23 protein-coding genes and 3 tRNA genes are annotated in these 24,589 nt (G+C 47.4%); 12 read left to right on the forward strand and 14 right to left on the reverse strand.

Annotation, left to right across the window (positions count from 1 at the left end):
* The first annotated feature begins 171 nt into the window (after positions 1-171).
* From hemE to FTT89_RS00780, 5 genes are all read left to right on the forward strand, one after another.
* Positions 172-1,242, forward strand: a complete 1,071-nt coding sequence (gene hemE, locus FTT89_RS00760; protein WP_168398982.1) for a uroporphyrinogen decarboxylase — start codon at positions 172-174, stop codon at positions 1,240-1,242.
* Between the two features lie 28 nt (positions 1,243-1,270).
* On the forward strand, positions 1,271-2,095 hold the full coding sequence (locus tag FTT89_RS00765) for a DUF817 family protein (protein ID WP_016659970.1): 825 nt from the start codon (positions 1,271-1,273) through the stop codon (positions 2,093-2,095).
* 123 nt (positions 2,096-2,218) lie between these two features.
* Positions 2,219-2,689 carry a DUF3015 family protein gene (locus FTT89_RS00770; RefSeq protein WP_005176467.1) on the forward strand — a complete coding sequence of 157 codons (471 nt, stop codon included), beginning with the start codon at positions 2,219-2,221 and terminating at the stop codon, positions 2,687-2,689.
* Positions 2,690-2,765: 76 nt separating this feature from the next.
* Positions 2,766-4,664, forward strand: a complete 1,899-nt coding sequence (locus tag FTT89_RS00775) for a DUF4105 domain-containing protein (RefSeq protein ID WP_180006714.1) — start codon at positions 2,766-2,768, stop codon at positions 4,662-4,664.
* A 133-nt stretch (positions 4,665-4,797) separates the two neighbouring features.
* Positions 4,798-6,159 (forward strand): diguanylate cyclase, encoded by a 1,362-nt coding sequence (locus FTT89_RS00780; protein WP_104473477.1) that lies wholly within the window; start codon positions 4,798-4,800, stop codon positions 6,157-6,159.
* A 111-nt stretch (positions 6,160-6,270) separates the two neighbouring features.
* On the opposite strand, the gene FTT89_RS00785 is transcribed toward FTT89_RS00780, so the two are convergent.
* The 6 genes from FTT89_RS00785 to FTT89_RS00810 all read right to left on the reverse strand — a co-directional run bounded on the left by FTT89_RS00785 (position 6,271) and on the right by FTT89_RS00810 (position 10,730).
* Positions 6,271-6,627 carry a cupin domain-containing protein gene (locus tag FTT89_RS00785; RefSeq protein WP_005176472.1) on the reverse strand — a complete coding sequence of 119 codons (357 nt, stop codon included), beginning with the start codon at positions 6,625-6,627 and terminating at the stop codon, positions 6,271-6,273.
* Between the two features lie 96 nt (positions 6,628-6,723).
* A complete protein-coding gene (gene folE, locus FTT89_RS00790; protein ID WP_005176473.1) occupies positions 6,724-7,272 on the reverse strand; it encodes a GTP cyclohydrolase I FolE in 549 nt (182 codons plus the stop codon).
* A 93-nt stretch (positions 7,273-7,365) separates the two neighbouring features.
* Positions 7,366-8,049, reverse strand: a complete 684-nt coding sequence (locus FTT89_RS00795; RefSeq protein ID WP_180006713.1) for a Smr/MutS family protein — start codon at positions 8,047-8,049, stop codon at positions 7,366-7,368.
* A 206-nt stretch (positions 8,050-8,255) separates the two neighbouring features.
* On the reverse strand, positions 8,256-9,062 hold the full coding sequence (gene trpC / locus FTT89_RS00800) for an indole-3-glycerol phosphate synthase TrpC (RefSeq protein ID WP_180006712.1): 807 nt from the start codon (positions 9,060-9,062) through the stop codon (positions 8,256-8,258).
* A gap of 17 nt (positions 9,063-9,079) precedes the next feature.
* A complete protein-coding gene (trpD, locus tag FTT89_RS00805; protein ID WP_016659977.1) occupies positions 9,080-10,126 on the reverse strand; it encodes an anthranilate phosphoribosyltransferase in 1,047 nt (348 codons plus the stop codon).
* Between the two features lie 19 nt (positions 10,127-10,145).
* Positions 10,146-10,730 carry an aminodeoxychorismate/anthranilate synthase component II gene (locus FTT89_RS00810; RefSeq protein WP_005176479.1) on the reverse strand — a complete coding sequence of 195 codons (585 nt, stop codon included), beginning with the start codon at positions 10,728-10,730 and terminating at the stop codon, positions 10,146-10,148.
* Positions 10,731-11,539: 809 nt separating this feature from the next.
* Here FTT89_RS00810 and glnA point away from each other — a divergent pair.
* The 4 genes from glnA to FTT89_RS00830 all read left to right on the forward strand — a co-directional run bounded on the left by glnA (position 11,540) and on the right by FTT89_RS00830 (position 15,892).
* Complete coding sequence (glnA, locus tag FTT89_RS00815) at positions 11,540-12,955, forward strand: type I glutamate--ammonia ligase (protein WP_171065055.1); 1,416 nt, start codon at positions 11,540-11,542, stop codon at positions 12,953-12,955.
* Between the two features lie 182 nt (positions 12,956-13,137).
* Positions 13,138-13,647: a chorismate lyase gene (locus FTT89_RS00820; RefSeq protein ID WP_016659978.1), complete on the forward strand. Its 510-nt coding sequence runs from the start codon at positions 13,138-13,140 to the stop codon at positions 13,645-13,647.
* Between the two features lie 8 nt (positions 13,648-13,655).
* A complete protein-coding gene (ubiA, locus tag FTT89_RS00825) occupies positions 13,656-14,534 on the forward strand; it encodes a 4-hydroxybenzoate octaprenyltransferase (protein ID WP_005176488.1) in 879 nt (292 codons plus the stop codon).
* A 125-nt stretch (positions 14,535-14,659) separates the two neighbouring features.
* Positions 14,660-15,892, forward strand: a complete 1,233-nt coding sequence (locus FTT89_RS00830; RefSeq protein ID WP_168383298.1) for a S9 family peptidase — start codon at positions 14,660-14,662, stop codon at positions 15,890-15,892.
* 44 nt (positions 15,893-15,936) lie between these two features.
* Here the strand turns inward: FTT89_RS00830 and FTT89_RS00835 are convergent, their stop codons facing one another.
* Positions 15,937-16,830 carry a LysR family transcriptional regulator gene (locus FTT89_RS00835; protein WP_180061309.1) on the reverse strand — a complete coding sequence of 298 codons (894 nt, stop codon included), beginning with the start codon at positions 16,828-16,830 and terminating at the stop codon, positions 15,937-15,939.
* 213 nt (positions 16,831-17,043) lie between these two features.
* Here FTT89_RS00835 and FTT89_RS00840 point away from each other — a divergent pair, with 213 nt between their 5' ends.
* Together FTT89_RS00840 and FTT89_RS00845 are read left to right on the forward strand one after the other, a co-directional pair.
* Positions 17,044-18,786: an FAD-dependent monooxygenase gene (locus tag FTT89_RS00840; RefSeq protein ID WP_180061310.1), complete on the forward strand. Its 1,743-nt coding sequence runs from the start codon at positions 17,044-17,046 to the stop codon at positions 18,784-18,786.
* A gap of 167 nt (positions 18,787-18,953) precedes the next feature.
* Positions 18,954-19,232, forward strand: a complete 279-nt coding sequence (locus FTT89_RS00845; RefSeq protein ID WP_127800411.1) for a hypothetical protein — start codon at positions 18,954-18,956, stop codon at positions 19,230-19,232.
* Here FTT89_RS00845 and FTT89_RS00850 read toward each other — a convergent pair whose 3' ends face one another.
* From FTT89_RS00850 to FTT89_RS00875, 6 genes are all read right to left on the reverse strand, one after another.
* Entirely contained in the window at positions 19,233-19,676 is a 444-nt protein-coding gene (locus FTT89_RS00850; protein ID WP_160243433.1) for a DUF2726 domain-containing protein, read from the reverse strand.
* Between the two features lie 56 nt (positions 19,677-19,732).
* Positions 19,733-19,808 (reverse strand) — tRNA-Asn (locus FTT89_RS00855).
* Positions 19,809-20,071: 263 nt separating this feature from the next.
* Positions 20,072-20,147, reverse strand: a tRNA-Asn gene (locus FTT89_RS00860).
* 5 nt (positions 20,148-20,152) lie between these two features.
* Positions 20,153-20,228: transfer RNA gene (locus tag FTT89_RS00865), tRNA-Asn, on the reverse strand.
* A gap of 146 nt (positions 20,229-20,374) precedes the next feature.
* Positions 20,375-21,001, reverse strand: coding sequence for a superoxide dismutase (locus tag FTT89_RS00870; protein WP_005176500.1), 627 nt, complete (start codon positions 20,999-21,001; stop codon positions 20,375-20,377).
* 151 nt (positions 21,002-21,152) lie between these two features.
* A complete protein-coding gene (locus FTT89_RS00875) occupies positions 21,153-21,911 on the reverse strand; it encodes a Nif3-like dinuclear metal center hexameric protein (RefSeq protein ID WP_005176501.1) in 759 nt (252 codons plus the stop codon).
* 170 nt (positions 21,912-22,081) lie between these two features.
* On the opposite strand from FTT89_RS00875, the gene FTT89_RS00880 reads away from it, so the two are divergent.
* A complete protein-coding gene (locus FTT89_RS00880) occupies positions 22,082-23,260 on the forward strand; it encodes a trypsin-like peptidase domain-containing protein (RefSeq protein WP_005176504.1) in 1,179 nt (392 codons plus the stop codon).
* A 317-nt stretch (positions 23,261-23,577) separates the two neighbouring features.
* Here the strand turns inward: FTT89_RS00880 and FTT89_RS00885 are convergent, their stop codons facing one another.
* Positions 23,578-24,576 carry a Tim44 domain-containing protein gene (locus FTT89_RS00885; RefSeq protein WP_005176505.1) on the reverse strand — a complete coding sequence of 333 codons (999 nt, stop codon included), beginning with the start codon at positions 24,574-24,576 and terminating at the stop codon, positions 23,578-23,580.
* Positions 24,577-24,589: the final 13 nt, after the last annotated feature.

Genomic DNA, 24,589 nt, shown 5'->3' on the forward strand with positions numbered 1-24,589 from the left:
TTAAAAACTACACAAGTATTACAGAAAAAATGAGGAGATGCAGTATCTGTTTTGTGTAAATATCACTTTTATCTTTTACAGTCCGGCATTTTTAAAGGACTAAAGAAGTTATTAAAATTTCTGCCTTTTTGATATGATGGATGCAAGATTCAGTCGAAGTTAGGAAAGTAAATGACGGCCTTAAAAAATGATCGTTTTCTACGTGCCTTGTTGCGTGAACCCGTAGATACCACGCCGGTATGGATGATGCGTCAAGCAGGACGTTATCTGCCTGAGTATCGTGAAACCCGTGCCAAGGCCGGAGATTTTCTTTCCTTGTGCAAAAATACCGAATTTGCCTGTGAAGTGACCTTACAGCCTTTGCGCCGTTATGAGCTGGATGCAGCCATTCTATTCTCCGATATTTTAACCGTACCGGATGCTTTGGGCTTAGGTTTGTACTTTGAAGCTGGTGAAGGTCCGAAGTTTCATAAAACTGTGCGTACCGAGCAGGATGTCGCCAATCTGCCGAATTTTAATGCCAAGTCAGATCTGGACTATGTCATGAATGCGGTGTCGACCATTCGTTCGGCTCTGGGCGGACAGGTGCCGTTAATTGGTTTTTCTGGCAGTCCGTGGACGCTGGCGACTTATATGGTTGAAGGTGGTTCAAGCAAGGATTTCCGCTTTACCAAGCAGATGATGTATGCCCAGCCGGAAGTGATGCATGCCTTGCTCGACCGTCTGGCAGTCGCCGTGATTGACTATTTGAATGCGCAAATTGATGCTGGTGCACAAGCGGTACAGATTTTTGACAGCTGGGGCGGGGCACTGGCGCATCGTGAATATATCGAGTTCTCGCTGAACTATATGCAAAAGATTGTAGCGGGTCTGCAACGTGAAAAAGATGGCCGTAAAATTCCGGTCATTCTATTTACCAAAGGCGGCGGTCAATGGCTGGAGCCAATGGTGGCCACCGGTGCCGATGCCTTTGGTCTGGACTGGACCACGCCATTAAATGTGGCGCGCCAAACCGTGAATGGCCGTGCTGCCTTACAGGGCAACCTCGATCCAGCCACGTTATATGGAAGCCCGGACTCAATTGCCAAGGCGACCAAAGCCATGCTGGATGATGCCTATGCCCATGGTGAAAAAACTGGCTATATTGCCAACCTTGGACATGGTATTACCCAATGGGTTGATCCGGCCAATCCGAAAGTCTTTATTGATACGGTGCATGAATACAGTGCCAAGTACCTTTAAGAAGATGCAACAATATTAGGATTCAACCTTGATCACAATTTTAAAATCAGGTTTTGAATTCACTTATAAGGCAGCTTCGGCTGCCTTATTTGGAATTTTATTGCTGATAGCTTTTGCTTTTACCGCCAGTCTGGGTAGCCAGGACTATTACGGTTTTTTCCGTTATGACTATTTGCTGTTTTATGCGGTCCTTATCCAGATTTTACTGTTGTATCTCAAGCTGGAATCCTGGGCCGAGGCTAAAGTCATTGCGCTGTTTCATCTGCTGGCGATGATTATGGAAATTTTTCTGACCCATCCGGCGATTGCGTCCTGGCAGTATCCGCAGCCGGCCGTATTTAAAATTATGACCGTGCCGCTGTTTGCCGGGTTTATGTATTCGGCCGTCGGCAGTTTCTTTGCCCGGTCCTTGCGTTTGTATCGGGTATCTTTTACTCGCTTGCCGGGTTTTGCCAATATGCTGAGTCTGGCGGTGCTGTCTTATATTAATTTTATGAGCAAGTTTTTTGTGCCGGATATCCGCTATGTGCTGTTTGCCTGGAGCGTACTGATATTCTGGAAAACCCGTATCCAGTTTGAATTGCAGCATCACCGGATGCAGCTGCCGATGTTACCGGTCTTGTTGTTACTGGCCTTTATTATCTGGATTGCAGAAAATATCAGCACCTTTTACCAGATCTGGCTGTATCCAAGTCAGGTCGACAGCTGGCATATGGTTGGCTGGGGCAAGTTGGGGTCCTGGTATCTGCTGTTATTGCTGAGTCTGGTGCTGGTCTTGAAAATTCTGGGTGATCGTCAGCCAAATGGCATCTGGCAACTGAAACCTGCGCACTTAAAGGATACAGAAAAATAATTTTTCCACTTTGGTATAAAGTGTTTTGTGTTCGCTGGCGGATGCGTTATCTTTAAACAGTGTAATAAAAATTACACATTGTGAAACAATAACAAACTCAGATAATAAATTCTGGAGACTTTTATGTTAAAAAAATTAGCTTTGGCAGCAGTATTGGCAGCAGGTTCAACAGCAGCATTTGCAGACGCTGATGCCGGCTGTGGTATTGGTTCTCAAGTTTGGGCAGGTCAGTCTGGTAAAGTGCCTAAAATTTTAGCTGCTACAACCAATGGTATTTTTGCAAACCAGTTGTTCGGTATTACCTTCGGTACTTTAGGCTGTAGCGGTACTGGTACTGTAACTGCGCAAGTGGTGACATTTACCAATGAAAATGCCGAAACGCTGGCGCGTGATATGGCTGTAGGCGAGGGTGAAAGCCTGAACGTACTGGCTGAATTACTGAGCATTAAAGCAGAAGACAAAGCACGTTTCTTTGCAGTGACCAAACAAAACTTCTCTGAAATTTATTCAGCTGACAACCAGACTTCTGTTGAAGTGCTGGCTTCTTTACAGTCAGTGATGGCACAAGACGACATCTTAAAAGCCTACGTCTAATTAAGCATCCCATAAAACCCTGTCTTCTGGCAGGGTTTTTCTCTATATAAGAACCGAATAAGAATTGATCTGCTGAATGAAACCTCTTGCTTTTGTATGTGCTGCTTTGTTATCTCCTGTGGCGTATGCCGCGACGTCTTCTTCTGAATCTTCAACGCCGGCACAGTTGTATATCCAGCGTGCTGAACAGCAGCAACTGGCACAGCAAAATACCTGGCAACGCTTAATGTATGCCAATACTTCCGGGCAGAGTACTGTCAGCTATGCCGGCTATTTTTTAACAGAGGCCAAAACACCCGATTTAAATCAGGAATTACAGGCGAATATTGCAGCGCTGTTTCAGCAGGCCGAGCCAAATCAATCGGTACAATGCCGTTTTCCGGCACGTAGCCGCTGGCTGGTGCAACAACTGAATATTCCACAGACGGAACTGGCTGCCGTGGCCTGTCCGGAACTGGATGAATGGATTGGCCAGATTCGTCCATACAAAACCACTTTAATTTATGCCACCGATTTTATGGGCAATCCCAGCTCCATGTTCGGGCATACCTTGCTGCGACTGGACCCGAAAGATCAGCAGGAACTGAACCTGATTTCCTATGCGGTAAATTATGCGGCCACAGTGCCGGGTGAGCAAAGCTGGTCCTATGCCTGGAAAGGTCTGACCGGACAGTATCCGGGTGAATATTCCCTCATGCCGTATTACCGCAAGGTTAAGGAATATGGTGATCTGGAAAGCCGCGATTTATGGGAATACGAGCTGGATTTAAGCCCGGATGAAACCCGTTTTCTGGTGGAACATATCTGGGAAATGAAGCACGTCAGCTTTCCCTATTATTTTGTCAGTGATAACTGTGCCTATCGTTTATTGGGCCTGATTGATCTGGTCCGTCCAGAGCTGAATTTACAGCAACAGTTTAAAGTGGCGTCGATTCCAGTTGAAACCATCAAGGCGCTGGCAGATTCAGATCTGGTCAAAGACACGGTCTATCGCCCGGCACTAGAAACCCAGTTACTGGCTCAAGCCCGCCAGCATGGTACAGACCTGGCGCAAGCTGCACATCAGCTGGCTTTTGCCGAATCTGCCGATTTAAATACGTTATTACAGTCTTATACCGCATTAGAGCAGGCCAAAATACTGGAAATGGCCTACGATGATCTGTACCTGCAGTTTTTAGCCCGCAAGGTCGAAACCGGTTTTGCCCAGCCACGTTTACGCCAATTACTCAGCCTGCGAAGCCAGCTTCAGGTCGACAAGCAGCGCCGCGCGCCGGACGTCCCAAACGTTGATCCAAGCCAGGGCCATCATGCGCGTAATCTGACGTTAAGCACTGGTGAAGTGCAGGGACAATCCTTTATCGAACTGGGCCATCGGCAAGCCTATCATGATCTGCTCGATCCGCAAGGTGGTTTTCGCACTGGGACTCAATTGCTATTTTTACAGGGTGCGCTGCAATATCGGGATGAAACCCTAAAACTGAGTCAGCTCGATGTGCTGGCGGTGAACTCCTATAACCCGATTACGCCGTTTAAAACACCATTGTCCTGGGGTTTTAATCTGGGCTGGACCCAGGAAGCGCTCGATCAGCATGGTCAGTTCAGCACTCAGGAACAGCATGGTGTAGCCAATTTACAGGTCCAGATGGGCTATAGCTGGGCCAGTGCCGACCGTGAGCATATTTGCTATGCCCAGCTACAAAACCATCTACAGGCCGGTAAAGCACTGGGTCGTGGCTGGCGCGTGGGTGTCGGACCCACCTTGGGCTGCCAGAATATCTGGAGTCCGCAGCTGAATAGTGTGCTGCAAGTGGAATTGCCATACTGGGAAGATGCCCAGCAATGGAATTTGAGACTGCACAGCCAGCTGCAATATGTGCTGAATCCGCAGCATGCGATTCGTCTGGGCTGGGAATATCAGCAGCAGGATCAACAGGACTGGCATCAGACCAGTCTTGGTTATGCCTGGTTCTTTTAAGCTGAAGTCGTGAAGTCAGGCTTGAAAATCCAGATTGTTATTAAGTGAATATTCATTTAATTCACAAAAGAATTGTCTTATGTGACAGCTGCGTTAAAATCTGCGCTGTAATTCATCTGTGTGAGGCGGTTGTATGAACCAAGAGCGTATAGAGGAACTTGCAGCGCAGTGGCAGGCGATTTGCGGGCAATTTTCTGAAACCGATTTAAGCTATAGCTTCGAGTTCATTCAACAGCATGTCACGGTGCTGGTGGCCGAATTTTATCGACAGATGATGCAGGAGCAGGAAGCCTCTTATTTCCTGTCTGATGAACTGGTGCGTAGCCGCCTGAAAAATGCCTTGCAGCAATGGCTGCTGGACAGTTTTGCAGTTCCGTTCAAGCAGGATTTTAAAGCCATTGTCGCCAAGCAGCTGAAAGTTGGGGAAGTGCATGCGCGTATTGGCGTTCCCTCCTGGCTGATTATTCGCGGCATCCGCGAAATCCAGCGCAAAAGTTTTGCCTTTTTTCTGCAAACCCCGCAGGCCGATGTACTGGCTGCTGCCGATTATATGACCCAGGTGCTGAGCCTGGCCGCGGAAATTATGTGCCGCACTTATGAGGCCAAGGTGGAAATTCATAATGATATGAAACACACCTACCGCCTGTTTTCTGCCATGCAGGATGTGGCCGTGCAAAAAGACCGCCAGCGCGGTTGTCTGCTGGACTGGGAAAATGAGCTGATGTTTAAAGCCTTTTCTGACCAGTCACAGCTGTTTCATCCGCCACTCTCCAAATCTGAATTTGGCCTGTGGTTCATTCATAAAGCAGCCTATGCTTTTGCCAGCGCCGAGCAGGTCGAGTTTATTATCCAGCGGATTTATCAGGTGGATCAGTTGAACCAGCAGCTGCTGGACACTTCCAATCAGCAGCAGAAGCTGTTACTGATTCAGCAGATTCGCTGTAAAAACCGCGAAATCCAGCATCTGGTCGATCAGCTGTTTCAGGTGGCGGAATATATCGGCACGGGCAATGATTCGCTGACCCAGCTGTTAAACCGGCGTTATTTAAATACCATCCTGATTCGTGAAATCCAGTTCTCGCGCAAAAACCGCTCACCTTTAAGTCTACTGGCGATTGATGCCGATTTCTTTAAAGAGATTAATGACCGCTATGGCCATGCCGCCGGTGATCTGGCCTTGCAGTTTATGGCCGAAGTGCTGCTGGAATCGAGCAAGGGCAGTGATTATGCTTTCCGGGTTGGTGGGGAAGAGTTTTTATTGCTGCTGGTCGATAGTGACTGGAACCGGGCCCAGATGATTGCCGAAACCATCCGTCGCCGGGTTGAAGATACCCCAATCCGTTCTGCTGAAGGTGAGAGTTTTAAATTTACCGTGAGTATTGGCGCAGTGCAGTATGATGGCCATCCGGATTATCAGCGTTTTCTGGATGCCGCAGATGCAGCCTTATATAGCGCCAAAAATGCCGGACGTAATCAGGTCTATCTGGCCAAATAAGCCTTTTAAGTCTCATCCCGGCATGAAAAAACGCCCAAAACTGTCGGGCGTTTTTTATATCAAAGCAGCAAGATAAAACCAGCCAAAACATCAAAAAGCTCAAGCGGTATTTTAGGCCTCAACCACCACATAATATTTTTTCACTGCTGCAACCACTTCAAAGGTACCGACAAAACCCGGTGGAATAATTCCGGCCTGACCGGCGGTAACTTCAATATATTGTCCGTGCTGGTCATGAATACGCACCACGCCTTCAATCACATTAAAGAATTCCTGTTTATTGTCAGCAAAGACAATATTCCAGGCGCCGACTTCGCACTGCCAGATGCCACAGCTCATATTGGGATGTTCATAGGCACTATAGGTATCACGTTTGGGATTGCCTTTGACCAAACGATCCGGACGCGGGAAGTCGACACTGCATTCACTTTGGGTCAGGCCCTGACCGGCTAAATAAATTGAAGACATTTGCATTCCTTAAAATAACAGGGAAACCAGCGGTAGTATAAGAAACAGGACATAAAAAAGCCCCAACAGATGTCGAGGCTCCAGCATTATTTAGGTTTAGTAACTTTCAGGTACGGCACTTAAAAACTCACGGCGTGCATCTTTATCAGTTTTAAAGTCACCAATAAATGACACGGTACGTGTGGTCGATTCCTGCTTGCCAACACCACGCATCATCATGCACATGTGTGCAGAGTCAATCACTACCGCAACACCGCGGGCTTTGGTCACTTCAGCCACGGCTTCTGCAATCTGCTGGGTCAGGTTTTCCTGAATCTGTAAACGGCGCGCAAACATTTCAGTAATACGGGCAAATTTAGACAGTCCCAAAACATTGCCTTCCGGTAAATAGGCAATATGCACACGGCCATAAAATGGCAGCAGGTGATGCTCGCATAGCGAATAGAATTCGATATTTTTGACCAGCACCATTTCACGGTTATCAGACGGGAACACGGCGTTGTTGGTCACTTCAGCCAACGTCTGGCTATAACCCGAGGTTAAATACGAAAATGCTTTAGCAGCACGCATAGGCGTATCTTTGAGACCAGGGCGATTTAAATCTTCACCAACGGCAGTAAGAATGTTTGCGTAGGATTGCTGCATAGACATAAGACGTGTTCACTTACACTGATATTGAACAAGGACGGCATTGTAGCAGAAAACCGCAACAATGCCTGCTTTTGAGGAAAAATCCGCTTATTGTTTAAACTTTGGATTCTTTTCTGCACGTTTTAGCAGAACCAGCACCGCACCGGTGCCGCCCTGTTTTTCCGGTGCACTGACAAAGGCCAGAACATCACGATGCTGACGTAACCAGCCATTGACATAGGTTTTTAAAATGGCTTCCGGGCCTTTACCATGCACAATTTTAATCACGTTCTGGTTTTCATCTTTGGCCATCTGGATAATTTGCAGCACCGCCACCCGGGCTTCTTCCACGGTACAGCCATGCAGGTCGACCGCTTCAAACCAGCGCAAATTGCCAACTTTTAAATCTTCAAACACCTTATGCTGCAAGGTGGCAATGCGGTAGCTTAAACTGGCCTGACTGCCCACCGGATTAAGCATGGCTTGCGTGTCCGACAAAATGGTCTCATCAGTTTGCATGGGGCCTTCGGCGGCTGCGCGTTTAGCCAGCGTCTGGGCATCCAGCTTTTTCTTGGCCGGTTGGGCCACTGGCGCGATATTGCCATGATCCATTTTCTGGACCCCACGCATTTCTTTTTGAAACAGCTCAAAATCTTCGGCCTGTTCCTGTTCGGCAGTTTTGATGGCCGGCGCTGCCGGCTCTACGCGCGGATGCGGATTACTGATCTGCTTTTTAAAGTCTTTGAGTAATTTAAACTGTTCTTTCGATAGCGAAGAATCGTGTTTGCTCATAATCGAAAATAGGAGGATAAAATTTCAATCCAGTATAGTCTGAATTACGCCTGATTTGAACTGAAACGGATTCAGCTTGGCGCTGCATCTGGCTTGAAATGAGAGATGTTAAGATGGGGCGATATAGGAAGATGACCGCCCTATGAAAGTAGGGCAGTACAATCGCACAGTTCAGGATAAACCTGCCTCCTGAACTGCACCAAGACTTAGACCTTTTGCGGCGTACCAAACAGCTCGCTAAAGGCCTGATCCGGACACGGTTGTTTCATAAAGCTTTCACCGACCAGGAAGGCATGAATGTCATGCTCCTGCATCATCTTGACATCTGCCGGGGTGGCAATACCGCTTTCGGTTACCAGTAAACGTGCTGGATCGAGTAATTTTTTCAGACGCAATGAGGTGTTTAAATCCACATCAAAGGTTTTTAAATTACGGTTGTTCACGCCAAGCAGACAGCGATCACTTAAACGCAAAGCGCGTTCCAGCTCTTCTTCGTCATGCACCTCAACCAGTACATCCAGATTGTGTTCAAACGCGGTTTTCGACATTTCTTCCAGTTGCTGGTCTGACAGGCAGGCCACAATCAGCAAGATACAGTCGGCATGTAGCGCACGAGCTTCAACCACACCATAAGGATCAATCAGGAAGTCTTTCCGCAGTGCAGGCAGGCTGCAATGGTTGCGGGCCAGCGCGATATTTTCATCAGCGCCCTGGAAAAAATCGACATCGGTCAGTACAGACAGACAGGCAGCACCGGCAGCTTCATATTGCTGGGCAATTTCAGCCGGATTAAAGTTTTCACGAATAATCCCTTTAGATGGCGAGGCCTTTTTTATTTCTGCAATCACGCCCGGACGTTTGCTTTTCAAGCTTTGGGTAAAACCGCGCACCGGTGTGGCGGCCTGGGCCAGTTGTTCCAGATCATTCAGACTGCGCTGTTTCAGACGTGCAGCAAACTCTTCCTGTTTGCGATCAACAATTTTACCTAAAATGGTATTTGCGATATCCACCATGATTTTATCCTGCCGTCTTAAGCTTCGTACTGTTTTAAGGTTTTGGTAAATTCGGCCAGTACGCCCATTTTTTCCAGTGCCTGACCGCCATAAATAATGTCATGCGCCAGTGCCACACCCTGTTGATAGGTTTTGGTCAGACCAGACACATAAATCCCGGCGCCGGCATTCAGGGCAATCATGTTGGCCGCTTTTTCACCGCGTTCAGATTTATTTTTGCCAAGTGCATCTTTAATCAGGGCCAGACTTTCTGCCGAGTTTTCCACCACCAGACCGGTGAGGGTTTGCGATTCAATGCCCACTTCTTCTGGAGTAATGGTCCATTCGGTGATTTCCCCATCTTTCAGTTCTGCTACGGTCGTGGCAGATGCCAGACTGATTTCATCCAGACCATCACGTGAATGCACCACCAGCACGTGTTCAGCACCCAGCTGGTTCATCACTTCAGCAATCGGGCGGCAGAGTTCGCTGGAGAATACGCCAATCACAAAACGTTTAACTCCGGCCGGATTCGTAAGCGGGCCGAGCAGGTTAAAAATACTGCGAATACCCAGTTCTTTACGTGGGCCAACTGCATATTTCATGGCTTTATGATGGTTCGGCGCAAACAGGAAACCTACGCCCATATCGCGGATACAGCGTTCAGTTTGCTGCATGTTTAAGTCTAGGTTAATTCCAGCCTGTTCCAGCAGGTCAGAGGAACCAGATTTGGTCGATACGCCGCGGTTACCATGTTTGGCAATGGTGGCGCCAGCGGCTGCAATCACAAAGCTGGATGCCGTCGATACGTTAAACAGGTTCTGGCCATCACCGCCGGTACCGACAATATCGACCAGATACGGAATATCGCTAACGTCAATTTTAATCGCGAACTCGCGCATCACGCGCGCGGCTGCGGTAATTTCATCAATGCTTTCACCTTTCAGGCGCAGACCCATCATCAGGGCGCCAATTTGCGCATCGGTGGCTTCGCCCGACATGATGGCACGCATCACATCTTCCATTTGTGGCTGAGTCAGGTGAATCTGTTTTGTAATATGATTTAAAGCTTGTTGAATATTCATGGTGTTCACTTTGTTTAAATTAGGCATAAATTTCTAAAAAATTCTGGAAGATTTTGTGGCCATGCTGGCTCAAAATGGATTCCGGGTGGAACTGCACGCCTTCAACCGGCAATGTCTTATGTTTCACGCCCATAATTTCTTCCATGGAACCATCGGCTTCATTGGTCCAGCAGGTGACTTCCAGGCATTCCGGTAAAGTCGCCTGATCAATCACCAGCGAGTGGTAACGGGTCGCAGAAAACGGGCAGGGCAAATTGCTGAAAATTCCCTGATCGCTGTGATACATATCCGATAAACGGCCGTGCATCACTTTTTTGGCCCGTACAATGTTGCCGCCAAAGGCCTGACCAATACTCTGATGGCCCAGACATACGCCCAATAACGGGATTTTGCCGGCAAAATGCTGAATCGCTGGAATGGAAATGCCGGCTTCAGATGGCGAGCACGGACCGGGACCAATCACCAAATACTTCGGTTGCCATCGCTCAATATCTTCTAATGTGACGCTGTCATTGCGAACGACTTTAACTTCTTGATTTAACTCGCCAAAATACTGGACGATGTTGTAAGTAAAGCTGTCGTAATTATCGATCATCAAAAGCATGAGCTTAACCTGTCAAAATTTATGCACCTGACTGTGCTTGAAGAATTCCCTGAAATGCCTGGTTTTCCAAAGTGGAGGGAGGTCACAACACGGCTATTTTTCGAGCGAAAAAATGCGGGGAAAACGCAGTGCAAATCATCATAGCAAAAAATAAACATGTGCGGCTGAACATTTTCAAGCAGAATAGCTTTTATACAGATGAAATCTTTTAAGTTTATGGCTGAGCTGCATTCAGCTTGTGGCTTTTACGTGTGCGCTGTGATGTTGACCCCTCTTGCTGCCAAACCCCTAAAATGATGCATAATGACGCAGATTCACCAAAATGGCGCATTTTAAAATGGGCATAAAAATTTAGCTGAGCACGACTTGCGAAAAGCGCACAGAAAAGCACTTGAAGAAAAAATAAGCAGAAATAAATGAAAATCTGATTTTTACTGGAAAAAAGAGTTTTTATCTATAAATCACTCAATTAATCCAGTCTGAAATTCATTAGAAAAATTGCATGAAGCGCGAAATTGGCGAAATAAACAGCAGTATTATTAAGCTGTGTTAAAATGAAACCTGATTATTTGCACTATTTTGATACACACGAGAAATCTTTTGCAGGAAAAATCGCAAAGAGTGCTTGAATATGGTGCATTTCAGTATAGCCCTAGTATAATAGGCACAAAGCAAAATCCCTAAATCTTAATTTCTCATAAGAAATTCAATATTTTAACTTTGCTTTTAAAAGTTGGTACGGTAATTGCTTAATAACTGCCAACTACTAACACGCACTTGGGTGTGCAACAAAATATCATTGGAGCAAAATGAGCATGGCGAACAAGGTCCTTCAACTCATACAAGAAAGTGGTGCAAAATGGGTCGATTTCCGCTTTACTGATACTAAGGGTAAAGAGCAGCACGTAACTTACCCTGCAGACAGTATCGATGAAGATACCTTCGAAGACGGTAAAATGTTTGATGGTTCTTCAATTGCTGGTTGGAAAGGCATTGAAGCATCTGACATGATTTTACGTCCAGACGCTGAAACTGGTTTCATCGACCCATTCTTTGCGGAACCAACAGTTGTCGTGACTTGTGATGTCATCGAACCATCTACAGGTCAGGGTTATGAACGTGACCCACGCTCGATTGCTCGCCGTGCAGAAGATTACTTAAAGTCTACCGGTATTGGTGATACTGCATTCTTTGGCCCAGAACCAGAATTCTTCGTATTTGACGAAGTGAAATGGGACATCGATATGTCTGGCGCACGCCACACTTTAATTGCTGAAGAAGCGGCTTGGTCTACAGGTAAAGACTACGAGTCTGGTAACTCTGGCCACCGTCCACGCGTTAAAGGCGGTTACTTCCCGGTTCCTCCAGTTGATTCTCACCACGATATGCGTGCAGATATGTGTGCAAAAATCGAAGAGATCATGGGCCCAGGTCGTGTAGAAGTACATCACCACGAAGTTGCATCTTGCCAGTTAGAGATTGGTGTGAGCTTCAACACCATGGTGCGTAAAGCTGACGAAGTGCAACAGTTCAAATATGCGGTGTGGAACGTAGCGCACCAATACGCGAAAACTGCGACGTTTATGCCTAAACCAATGGTAGGCGATAACGGTTCAGGTATGCACGTGCATATGTCGATCTCTAAAGACGGCAAAAACCTGTTCGCGGGTGATGAATACGCTGGTCTGTCTGAAATGGCACTGTACTTCATTGGCGGTATCATCAAGCATGCCCGTTCATTGAATGCGATTACTAACCCTTCGACTAACTCGTACAAGCGTCTGGTTCCGCACTTCGAAGCACCGATTATGCTGGCTTACTCAGCGCGTAACCGTTCTGCTTCTATCCGTATTCCTTACGTGTCTAGCCCGAAAGGCAAACGTATTGAAGCACGTTTCCCAGATCCAATGATGAACCCGTACTTAGGTTTCGCGGCACTGTTAATGGCGGGTATTGACGGTATCCAGAACAAGATTCACCCAGGTGAAGCTGCGGACAAGAACCTGTACGATCTTCCACCGGAAGAAGAAGCAAAAATTCCAACCGTTGCTCACAGCCTTGAAATGGCGCTGGAAGCACTGGCCGCTGACCATGACTACCTGTTAAAAGGTGGCGTGTTTACAAAAGAAATGCTCGATGCTTATATCGAGCTGAAAACTGAAGAAGTTCGTCGTCTGAACACGACTACTCACCCAGTTGAATTAGACATGTACTACAGCCTGTAATTTGACCTCAGATTCATGCTCAGAAAATCCGCGCTTGTCGCGGATTTTTTTATGGCCTTCATATTCATTTAGGTGAGGTAGATTGATAGTGAATATGACATTTGCGCTTTTTGGCTGAAAAGCCCATGGTTTAGTAACAGATTTCAGTTACACTAGGCCAAGCGATAAAAGGGGAATAAGTGATGCGCGGCCAACAGACCTGTCAATTTCAGGATCAGACCATTCCTGCAGGATTGAAGACATGGCTGTATGCACCGGGCTCTCTGACACAACAATTAACCGATCTGGCCGGTGGCCAGTTTCAGGTACAGCCACTGCGCGAAAGTTTCCAGCGCCTGAGCTTTGAAGATGCCAAATGGCTGGGCATGCCGCATCAGCATACCTCCTGGGTGCGGGAAAGCTATTTATATGGCTGTGAAGAGCAGCCCTGGGTTCAAGCCAAAAGTATTTTTCCGATTTTAAGCCTGCAAAAAAAAGCACGCCTGTTCAAGCATATTGGTAAAAAGCCGATTGGCCGGTTTTTGTTTCAACGTACCAATCCGGCCTGTGAGCGCCGGGTGATTTTATTGCCCGAAGGCTGGACCAGACAGAGCTGCTATACTTGGCATGGCTGTAAATTTATTGTGCAAGAAAGTTTCTTGCCCAGCTTTGAGCAATTTCTACATTCTTCTTTTCAACAGCAACGTGGTTAAGGACAGTCATGGCAACTGCACATTCAATTACCTGGCGTGAGCGCTTGGAAGCCTATTACTATTTATGCCGTTTTGATAAGCCGATTGGCACCGAACTGGTGTTCTGGCCAACCATGTGGGCCTTATGGATTGCTGCTCAGGGAACACCGACCATAGGTGTGCTGATTCCAATGATTCTGGGTGTGATCTTTATGCGTGCGGCAGGCTGTGCCATTAATGACTTTGCCGACCGTAAAGTCGATGCCCATGTTGAGCGCACCAAAACCCGTCCTTTGGCCACAGGCATCATTAGCGCCAAAGAAGCGGTGATGGTGTTTCTGGTGCTGGTTGCTGCCAGTGCCTGCCTGTTGTTGTTCTTGCCGCTTGAAACCTTTTACTGGTCGTTTGGGGCGTTATTTCTGGCTTTTATCTACCCGTTTATGAAACGCTATACTCATTTACCGCAGGTATTTCTGGGCGCCGCATTTTCATGGTCTATTCCTATGGCCTATACCGCGGTGGGTGCAACCCCGGATTTAACCTGCTGGTTATTGTACTTTGGCAACCTGGCCTGGACTGTGGCCTATGACACTCAATATGCGATTACTGACCGCGAATATGATCTCAAAATTGGGGTGAAATCGACCGCCATTTTATTTGGCCGTTATGATATTGAGATTATTTCTGCCTTGCAGCTGATCAGTCTGCTCCTGATTGGCGCGGCGTTGTGGATCGAAAATCTGTTCATGCCATTTGGTCTGGTGGCACTGGCTGTGGTGGCACTGGATTTTATCTATCAATGGCACAAAACCAAAGACCGCAATCCGCAGCAATGTTTCTGGGCTTTTCGGCATAACCGTTGGGTTGGGCTGATGATTTTTGCCGGAATTTTTCTTGCACTTCTCTAGGTTTATGCATTTGGTCTGATCTTGCAAAAAGCCAACAAAGCATCCGAGCAGGATGCTTTTTTTATGCTTAATTCAAAGAACTCAGGCTGAGTACTTAACAACAAGAAGATAAAGAGGAATTCAAGATGACAACGACATTTAAAAAACTGTTATTGGCGGTAACCTGCTCCTCGGCGCTGTTATTTACAGCATGTGGTGGCGATGATAATGACTTTAACTTTATCCGTGACAAAACTTTTGTATCTGATGCTGCCTATACCCAAGATGGTATTGAAGGTGCGATCATCCGGGTCATGACCTATAAAATGCCAAATGTACGTGACCAGAAAACAGAAGCTACCGCCATGGTATTTTATCCGTCCGCACCTCGTCCGGTAGATGGCTGGCGTGTGGTGGTCTGGGAACATGGAACAGTGGGCATTGCTGATCATTGTGCACCGAGTCGCAACAGTTTAAATCCGCGTTTTAAGGCCATGGCGGAAAGTTTACTGGCCGCAGGCTATGTGATTGTCGCGCCAGATTATGAAGGGCTGGGCACGCCGGGCATTCATCCGTATTTACATTTAGAAAGTGCGGCCCAGTCTGCTATTTATTCAGTACGCGCCTTAAAAGAAGATCTGGGTGCACACATGCATGGTGCCTGGATGTCGGTGGGGCAGTCACAGGGTGGTCATGCCTCTTTAGGTACTGCGGAATTTGCCAATCAGGATGCCAATTATAAAGGTGCAGTGGCAGCAGCACCGGCTTCGAGTCTGGGTTATATCATTGCGGAAGTCGCGCCGGCGGCCATTCGTGATCTGGAACTGGCAGAGAGTGTTGGTCTGTATCCGGTTGGAACGGCCCGTAATGTCTATGCAGAACTGATGGCCTATGCTGCCTATGTCGCGGTCGGCATTAAAGCCTATGAACCGGACTTTAATTACCTCAGCATCTTCCAGCCGGAATCGCAGGATATTGTGCCAGAAGCCGAAGGCAACAATGGTGAAAATGGCCAATGTCTGGACGAGCTGATGCAGTCCTTTAGAGAAGATATAGATGCCTTTACTGAAAATAGTGGTCTTGCTGTGGCTGATTATCCGGGGCTGACGGCAAATTTCCAGGACAATGCAACCATTAAGCGCTTCCTGGCCATTAACCAGCCGGCCACCAAAAAGCTGGATAAACCGATTATGGTGATTCAGGGTGAGGCAGATACTGCTGTACCGGCAGCTGTCACCACGGCACTGGTAGATAACTTAAGAGAAATGGGGACGACGGTTGAATATGAATTGGTCCCGGGTGCCTCGCATACCCAGGCCATTGTGCAGAGAAATGCCGAGCTGGTGCGCTTTATTCAAACCCACATGCCTGCGCAATAATATCCTCCTAAAACTCGCTGATCAGTCCGGAAGATCGGGGCTGATCAGCTCTCAGTGACCGAGATTTCGAGTTTGGCCAGTTCCTGAGTAATGAGCTGCAGTGCCAGATTATGGTTATTTTTACGGTAATTGGCATATAGATGGAGCGGCTGAACTTCAAAATCGGTTTCAATGATCGCCACATGCTCATTCAGAAAGCGCAGCAGATATTCCGGCACAAAACTGTAGCCCATCCCCAGATTAATTAGATTAATATGCTGCAATACATTGGTGACCCAGAGTAACTGCTCGGCCGGCATCTGTTCAATCGGCACCTGCCGGGTGACCTGTTCATAAAACACCGGAGAAGCGGTTTGCTCGCACATAATCAGCCGCTGTTGCAGCAAGGCTTCAGCACTCATCCGCGACTTGGTCGGTGTAGATTTTTGCCCTGACACCAGATAGATTTTCTCTGACAAAATGGGAAGATCGACAAAATCATCCTGCTGAATGGCATAGCGGGTCAGGCTTAAATCCAGCTCAGCATTTTTCAGGCGCTGAATCTGCTCCAGACAGGTCAGGCTCTGGATATGAATCTGCAGATTGGGAATGGCCTGTTTTAAGCGTTCTAGCATCAGCGGCAGCACTTTCAGCTCGGCCACGTTCAATAAGCCAATATGAATCTGGTTGTTTTTCTGATGCGCCACCTGACGCGCTGCGGCAATTGCAAGTTTGGCGTTTTCAATCGCTTGCAAGGCATAAGGTAAAAAGGCCCGGCCTTCATCGGTCAGTTGAATCTGCCGCGCGGAGCGATCCAGCAAACGAACCCCGACTTCTTCTTCTAAATCCTTAATCTGCTGGCTTAAAGAGGGCTGGGCGGTAAAGAGTTTATCGGCTGCTTTGGTAAAACTCTGTTCTTCTGCCACCGCTGCAAAATAGCGTAAATGCCGTAATTCCATGACTTTCATCCACCGTGCAGATCATCGCCCTAGTGTAACCCAACACAGTCTGAACTGCATTTCACATCAGCCGATGTGTTTTATCCAGCAGCTGACTAGAGCTAAAACCAATAGCACTATCGTTTATACGCATAGAAATAGGCGGGCTGGATGGAGCGGATTACACTGCATACAAATATTCTGCAACAGATACAGCGGTGAAAGGAGTCCGGAATGTCTACACACTATGATACTGATGTGCTGGTGATTGGTACGGGGCCGGCGGGTTCTACTTTAGGGCTGGCCTTGGCCAATTATGGCATCAGGGTACAGCTGTTTACCCAGTTTAACTGGCTGGCCAACAGTCCGCGTGCGCATATTACCAATCAGCGTGCGATGGAAGTTCTGCGTGACTTGGGCATTGAAGAGCAGGTCAAAGCCATTGCCACGCCGTGGCAGCAGATGGGCGAAAGTTTACTCACCACCAGTCTGGTCGGGGAAGAAATTGCCCGGATGAGCTGCTGGGGCACGGGCGATGAACGTCATGGCGATTACATCAAAGGCAGTCCATGTCCCTTTGTCGATCTGATCCAGCCGAAAATGGAAGCACTGCTGGTCAAGAATGCGGCCGAACGTGGTGCGATTTATAACTTCAATACCGAATATTTATCACATACTCAGGATGAGCACGGCGTAACCGCGACCTTCCTGAATCGGGTGACCCAAACTGAATTTAGCCTGCGAGCCAAATATTTAATTGGTATGGATGGGGCGCGTTCGAAAATTGTCGAAGAGTTGAAGCTGCCCTTAGAAGGAGTGATGGCGCGTGCCGGAACCGTGTACGTCACTTTTAAAGCCGACCTGTCCAAATACGTGGCGCATCGTCCGGCCATTTTACAATGGATTGTGAATCCGGAAGCCAGTTTTGGTGACTTGGGCATGGGATTGCTACGTGCCATTCAGCCCTGGAATGAATGGATTATGGGCTGGGGCTTTGATATCAGCAAAGGCGAGCCGCAAGTCACCGAAGCCCAGGTTCGGGCGCGACTGAACACCTTTGTGGGTGAAGAGGTGCAGCAGGTCGAAATTGAAAAAGTATCTTACTGGTATGTCAATCAGACCTGGGCCACCCAGTATTCGGTGGGGCGTGTGTTCTGTGGTGGCGATGCGGTACATCGTCATCCGCCATCGAGTGGTTTAGGTTCCAACACCTGTATGCAGGATGCGTTTAACCTGGGCTGGAAGCTGGCTTATGTGCTTAAAGGCTGGGCCAAGCCAGCGCTACTGGACTCTTATAGTGATGAACGGGCGCCGGTGGGCAAGCAGATTGTGGCGCGTGCCAACCAGTCCCGTTTTGACTATAAGCACTTAAAAGCAGTATTTGGTTTTGATCAGGGCGTGCAGACCCAGGCCGAGATGTTGCAGCGGATTTTTGCGGAAACACCGGAAGCGGCCGAGATTCGGGAAAAGCTGTATCAGGCGCTGGCGATTAAACATTATGAGTTTAATGCTCAAGGGGTGGAGCTAAACCAGCGTTATCTGTCCAATGCCGTGCTGGCAGAAACAGATGAAGAAATCTTTGTACAGGACCCGCAGCTGTATTTGCAAGCCACCACACGTCCGGGTGCCAAACTACCGCATACCTGGCTGATTGATGCGCAGGGCTATAAACATTCCACCCTGGATATTGTCGGTAAAGGGCGCTTTACGCTACTGACCGGTTTATCGGGTGCAGCATGGAAAGCGGCAGCGGCCCGGTTAAAGCTGGACTATCTGGATGTGATTCAGATTGGTTCACGTGAACATCGCGATGTCTATGCCACCTGGCAGCAAAAATCGGAAATTGCCGATGCCGGTGCCGTGCTGGTACGTCCGGATGGCTATGTGGCTTGGCGGATGCAGGACACACCAGAACAAGGCTTTGATCATCTGGCCTGTTTAACTCAGGTTTTTGGCGAGATTCAGCTGAACCTCTAATCGGGTAGATGAGCAGTCTGACGTGATCTGTAACGCAGCCGTCTGTAGCCGTACAGGCGGCTGTGTTGTATCTTCAGGTTCAAGCAAACATCAACAGAGGCTTTGTCCTCGAAAATGATTTTGTTATATTGAGCGTCATTTTGATGCATCTGACAGAGGACTCTCTCATGACCGCGCCTGAACAGCAACGACCGAATCAGCCACCCAATACCAAAAAGATTATTCTGTTGGCCAGTTTAGGTCTGCTGATTCCTGTTTTTCTGGTCAGTATGGCGTTTCTGGCTGTCAACAGCGATGCTAAAAATCAGGAAAAATACAAACAGCAGCAGGCAGAGATGATTGCGCGGATTAAAGCGCGTGAAGCGGCTGAACAGCAGCAGGCGCAGCAACAAGCTCAACAACAGGCCAATGCGAAACCAGCAGCTTCTGAAGCTGTAGCGCCTTAATTAAAGAATATCCTGCTGCAATTGTCTGATACTCGGAATCTCCGTGTATCGGATCACCTGATAGCCCGCCTCAAGCAACATGGCATCCCGCTCGGCATCTTCACTTTCTTTGCCAATATGAGTGGGATCATCCAGTTCAATAATAATCACCACATTCATCTGCTGATCCAGCAAAACAAAATCGGTGACCTTGCGATTAAAGCGGGAACGGATCTTGTAGTTACTATTGGTAATTAACGCACTAAAAGCAACTTGAGCCAGAATATGATGTTCGGGAAAAGCCTGCTTTAAACGGGCAAACATCTTGGCTTCAAACGGGGTAATGACTTTTTTTGGAAAATATTTCTGTTTGGGGCGCAAATAGGAAGCTACCACCAGCAGCATCAGCACCAGTGTGGCCAGGCAGCCAATAAAGAAGAAAGTCGACTGAGCGCTATTGAACACAACACATACTTGTATAAAGAAAAAACCCACTCAACTGGAGTGGGTTTTTAGAATCTTGGCTCTCCCACCTGGGCTCGAACCAGGGACCTGCGGATTAACAGTCCGTCGCTCTACCGACTGAGCTATGGGAGAATCTGAAACGCATTCTAGGCGGCAAAGGGCAGGTGGTCAAGTCCGCGGCCTGAAAAAATGTAGTTTTTCAGTTTAACTGAATTAAAAATAAACGAATGAAGGCGTTTGGAAGCAGAAAGCTTGGTGTGTGGCTTTTACTGGTCTATGACGGGCAGGGTGCCGTGGTACAGGTAGGGGCTATTTTAGGATGATGATTCTCATTGAATCCCCCAATCTAAACACCATAAAAAAACCCACTCAACTGGAGTGGGTTTTTAGAATCTTGGCTCTCCCACCTGGGCTCGAACCAGGGACCTGCGGATTAACAGTCCGTCGCTCTACCGACTGAGCTATGGGAGATTAGATGGCTCTCCAACCTGGGCTCGAACCAGGGACCTGCGGATTAACAGTCCGTCGCTCTACCGACTGAGCTATTGGAGAATCTGATGCGCATTTTAGGGAGGAATGCGCCGGTCGTCAACCAGATTATTTAAACAAATGAATCATTTGCCTTAGATTTATGCAGTTATTCCCTAAAAATAAAAAAATCACCCTTAAAGGGTGATTTTTTACATAGAAAAATAAAATTATTTTTCTACGCCAGCTGGTTGGCCTGCAAGTTTCGCGTTGGCATAATCCCAGTTCACCAGGCTTTCAAGGAAAGTCGAGATGTACTTAGGACGTGCGTTACGGAAGTCGATGTAGTAAGCGTGTTCCCAAACGTCAATGGTTAATACTGCAATTTTGCCGTGCGCCATTGGCGTATCTGCATTTGAAGTTTTCATGATTGACAGTTTGCCGTTTACGTCGTCAGCCACTAACCATGCCCAACCTGAACCGAATTGAGTTGCAGCAGCAGTTGCAAATTCTTCAGCAAATTTTTCGTATGAACCAAAAGCTTCATCAATTTTCGCTGCAATTGCACCAGTAGGTTTACCACCACCGTTTTTCGCCATACAGTTCCAGTAGAATGTGTGGTTCCATACTTGTGCAGCATTGTTGAAAATACCTGCTTTAGAAGCATCGCCAGCACTTGCCTTGATGATTTCTTCTAAAGTTTTACCTTCAAGCTCAGTACCTGCGATCAGGTTGTTCAGGTTCACAACATAGGTGTTGTGGTGCTTGTCATGGTGAAATTCTAAAGTCTCTTTGCTGATGTGCGGCGCAAGATCTTCGTAACCATATGGTAATGCTGGTAAAGTAATCGTTGTCATGTTTTCAATTCCTTGCTTATGCTGGGTTTTGAGTTTAAGTCGGCTTATTGTAATAGATTATTCAACAAAATTGCGCATTGCTTATAAATAACATTACACAATAAATCCTTAATTTATACGTATAAGCCAGCCTCAATTCATCTCCCAAGTTTTAAATCGGATTATTCAATTCGAAATAGACATATTCGAGATTAAATTCGCGTGCCAGCGCCTGTCCCAAACGCTGTACACCGTAGCGTTCAGTCGCGTGATGGCCACAGGCATAATAATGGACGCCCAGTTCTTTGGCTTCATAAAAGGTACGTTCTGACACTTCGCCAGAAATATAGGCATCACAGTCTTGCGCTGCGGCTTTATGAATATAATCCTGCGCGCCGCCGGTACAGAAACCGACTTTGCGGATTTCGGTTGGATTGGCCGGTAAATGAATGGTATCAAACCCCAGTTTTTCACTTAACAGGGCTTTAAACGCTTCTGGTGACATGGCCTGTTTTAAATAGCCAATATTGCCAATCGGATGACGTTCACTCGGGTCCAGTGCTTCCAGTTGCTCCAGTCCCAAAATATCAGCAATGGCCGCATTATTGCCCAGTTCAGGATGTGAATCGAGCGGTAAATGATAACCTACCAGTGAAATATCATGCTGGATTAGGCTTTTAATGCGTTTACCGCGCATTCCGGTAATCGGGTAGGGTTCACCTTTCCAGAAATAGCCATGATGCACCAGCAGCACATCGGCTTGCTCGGCAATGGCGGCTTCAATTGCATCTTGTGATGCAGTTACCGCACACAGAATTTTTTTGACTTCCGGTTTGCCTTCAATTTGCAAGCCGTTTGGGGCATAGTCTTTAAACTCGGCTGATTTTAAGGTTTGATCACACCAGCGGATCAGGTCATGCAGCTTAGCCATAAATCTCTCAAAAGCCTTAAATTTTGTTGTCATCAAAACATATTTTGAATTGTAACTAAAGCAGCACAAAACTCTTTAGTGATTTTTATGTTTCCTTATGTATTTCGCTTTACAATAGGTCATAAATTACTTAGTCATCAATGAATTAAAAAATTTTAGAGGATAGAGCTGTGCGCCGGACCTTTACATGGTTACCTTGGGTGTTACTTATTATTGTGATTATTGGCTTTTTGGGCTGGCAACAGTTTCAAAAACCGAAAGCTCCTGTTGCCCCGGATGGGGTGAAAATGCCTGCTGAAAAAGTAGAACCGCTGATTGATACCACCCGTACTGGCGGGGTGGTGTCTTATAGTGCTGCCGTAAAAGTGGCAGCACCAGCCGTGGTCAATATTTTTACCACCCAGAAAATCAAGCAGCCTAATCATCCTTTGTTTAATGATCCGGCATTCCGTGAATTTTTTGGTGATCAGTTACCGGAACAATATCGCCAGGGACCTAATGAAAACAGCCTCGGTTCCGGGGTGATTGTACGTGCCGATGGTTACATTTTGACGAATAACCATGTGATTGCCCAGGCCGATCAGATTGTGGTGGCCTTGCATGATGGCCGTCGTGCCGAGGCAAAAGTGGTCGGCACCGATCCGGATACCGACTTGGCGGTAATTAAAATTGAGCTGGATCAGTTACCGGTTTTACCATTTAAACTCAGTGGCAATGAAGTCGGTGATGTGGTGCTGGCGATTGGTAACCCGTTTGGGGTAGGCCAAACCGTCACTCAGGGGATTATTTCCGCGACCGGTCGTTCGGATTTAGGCATTAATACCTATGAAGACTTTATTCAGACTGATGCTGCCATTAACCCGGGGAATTCCGGCGGTGCGCTAATTGATGTGGCCGGGAACTTAATTGGGGTTAATACCGCAATTTTCTCGCAATCGGGCGGTTCTTTGGGCATTGGCTTTGCTATTCCGGCACAGGTCTGTCAGCAGGTACTGAACTCGATTTTAAAAGATGGTCGCGTGGTACGTGGCTGGTTAGGTATTAGCTTATTGCCGGTACAGCAACAGAATATTCTGGAGCCAAAACAAAGTGGCGTGGTGGTGGCAGATGTCTTGGCCAATGGTCCTGCGGCCAAAGCCGGTATTCGCCGTGGCGATAAAATCCTGAAAGTGAATGATGAAGAGATTAGCTCAACATCACACCTGATTAATTATGTGGCGCTGCAGCAACCGAACCAGCCGGTGAATATCCTGATTGAACGTGAAGAACAGTCTTTAGAGCTGCAAGTGGTGGTTGGTGAGCGTAAAGTGCAAAACAGTGATAAACAGTTTATTCCATTACCAGAATAAGCTCGCAGTACGCGCTGTAAATTAAACATGAAAAAGCTCCGCAGGTCGGGGCTTTTTTTAATGGGTGAATTTTATCAGCAGTCTGTTAGTGAAGAGCGATATTGTAAGATCAAGCGAAAATACGTAGGAACGTACTAAATGGCGCAGAGCAGACATACCGTCTTATAGAGATGATCGCTGTATCACATCTCTAGGTCTTTCCATCCCTCGAGATAATCGGTTGGGGACAAAATAAAGCAACTAAATGAATAACATTCCGCAGGCGGTGCAAAAACAAAAACAGCGGCCGAAGCCGCTGTTTTTGATCTTAGGTTTAATTAGTGTTCTTGCTGGATACCCGCAACCAACCAGTCCTGGCTAGAGCCTGCTGGCTTAACAAAATGCCAGATTTCAGTGAATGGCTGTGGCAAGCTGTTTAAATCTTCACTCACCGTACCGGTAAAGCGCACACTCACCACATACTGACCATTTTCGGTAGCAGAATCGACCACCATCGCATTCAGATTAGAAAACTCAGCCACGTCCTGATCCTGATTGGCCATAATGTCCTGATACATCGACTGGTACAGATCAGGGGTTAAATAACGCTGAATTTCAGCAATATTGCTGGCCGTATTCATAGACTGAATATGGTTAAAACGCTGACGTGCAACACGCAGAAAGGCTGCTGGCTCCGTACCATCTGGTAACTGGTTACCACTGTTGGTGTACGCGGTACCAAAGGCAGCGTTATTCACTGGTGCTGCACCAAATGGCGCATTGTTGGTTGGGGCGGAACCACCGACGTTCTGGCCAAAGATATTGGTGTTATCGCCACCGGCACGTGGTGCAGCAGCAGATTGACCAAACGGTGCGTTATTGGCACCGTTATTTGGCGCATACGGGTTATTGGCTGCTAATTTTTTTTTTGCGCCCATCTTGCGGAAAATGAAGAAGGCGACTGCTGCAGCGAGGAGAATCCAGATCCAGCCTGGGATTCCACCTTCTTCCTCCTGTTGAGCCTGTGCCTGGCTGGCTGGCTGATCATCTGCTAAGGCATTGGCAGCCACTGCACCAATCGCAGCACCTGCAACACCCGCAGCGACCATACCACCGACACCCGGACCAGATTTTTGCTGCGCAGGCGCAGTAGCTGGAGCGGGCTGTTGTGCAGGAGTAGCTTGACGAGGCTGTTGGTAAGATTGAGTTGGTGTTGCTGAACGGCTCATGCCATGGCTTTTACCACCACCGGCACGTTTTGCTTCGGCTGCTAAAGGGGCAACCAAGAGGGCAGCTGTTAAAATACCAGCCATCAAACCACGCTGTCGAACTTCCATCAATTTTTCCTAT

The organism is Acinetobacter sp. YH01025, assembly GCF_013420185.1.
Lineage (GTDB): Bacteria > Pseudomonadota > Gammaproteobacteria > Pseudomonadales > Moraxellaceae > Acinetobacter > Acinetobacter indicus.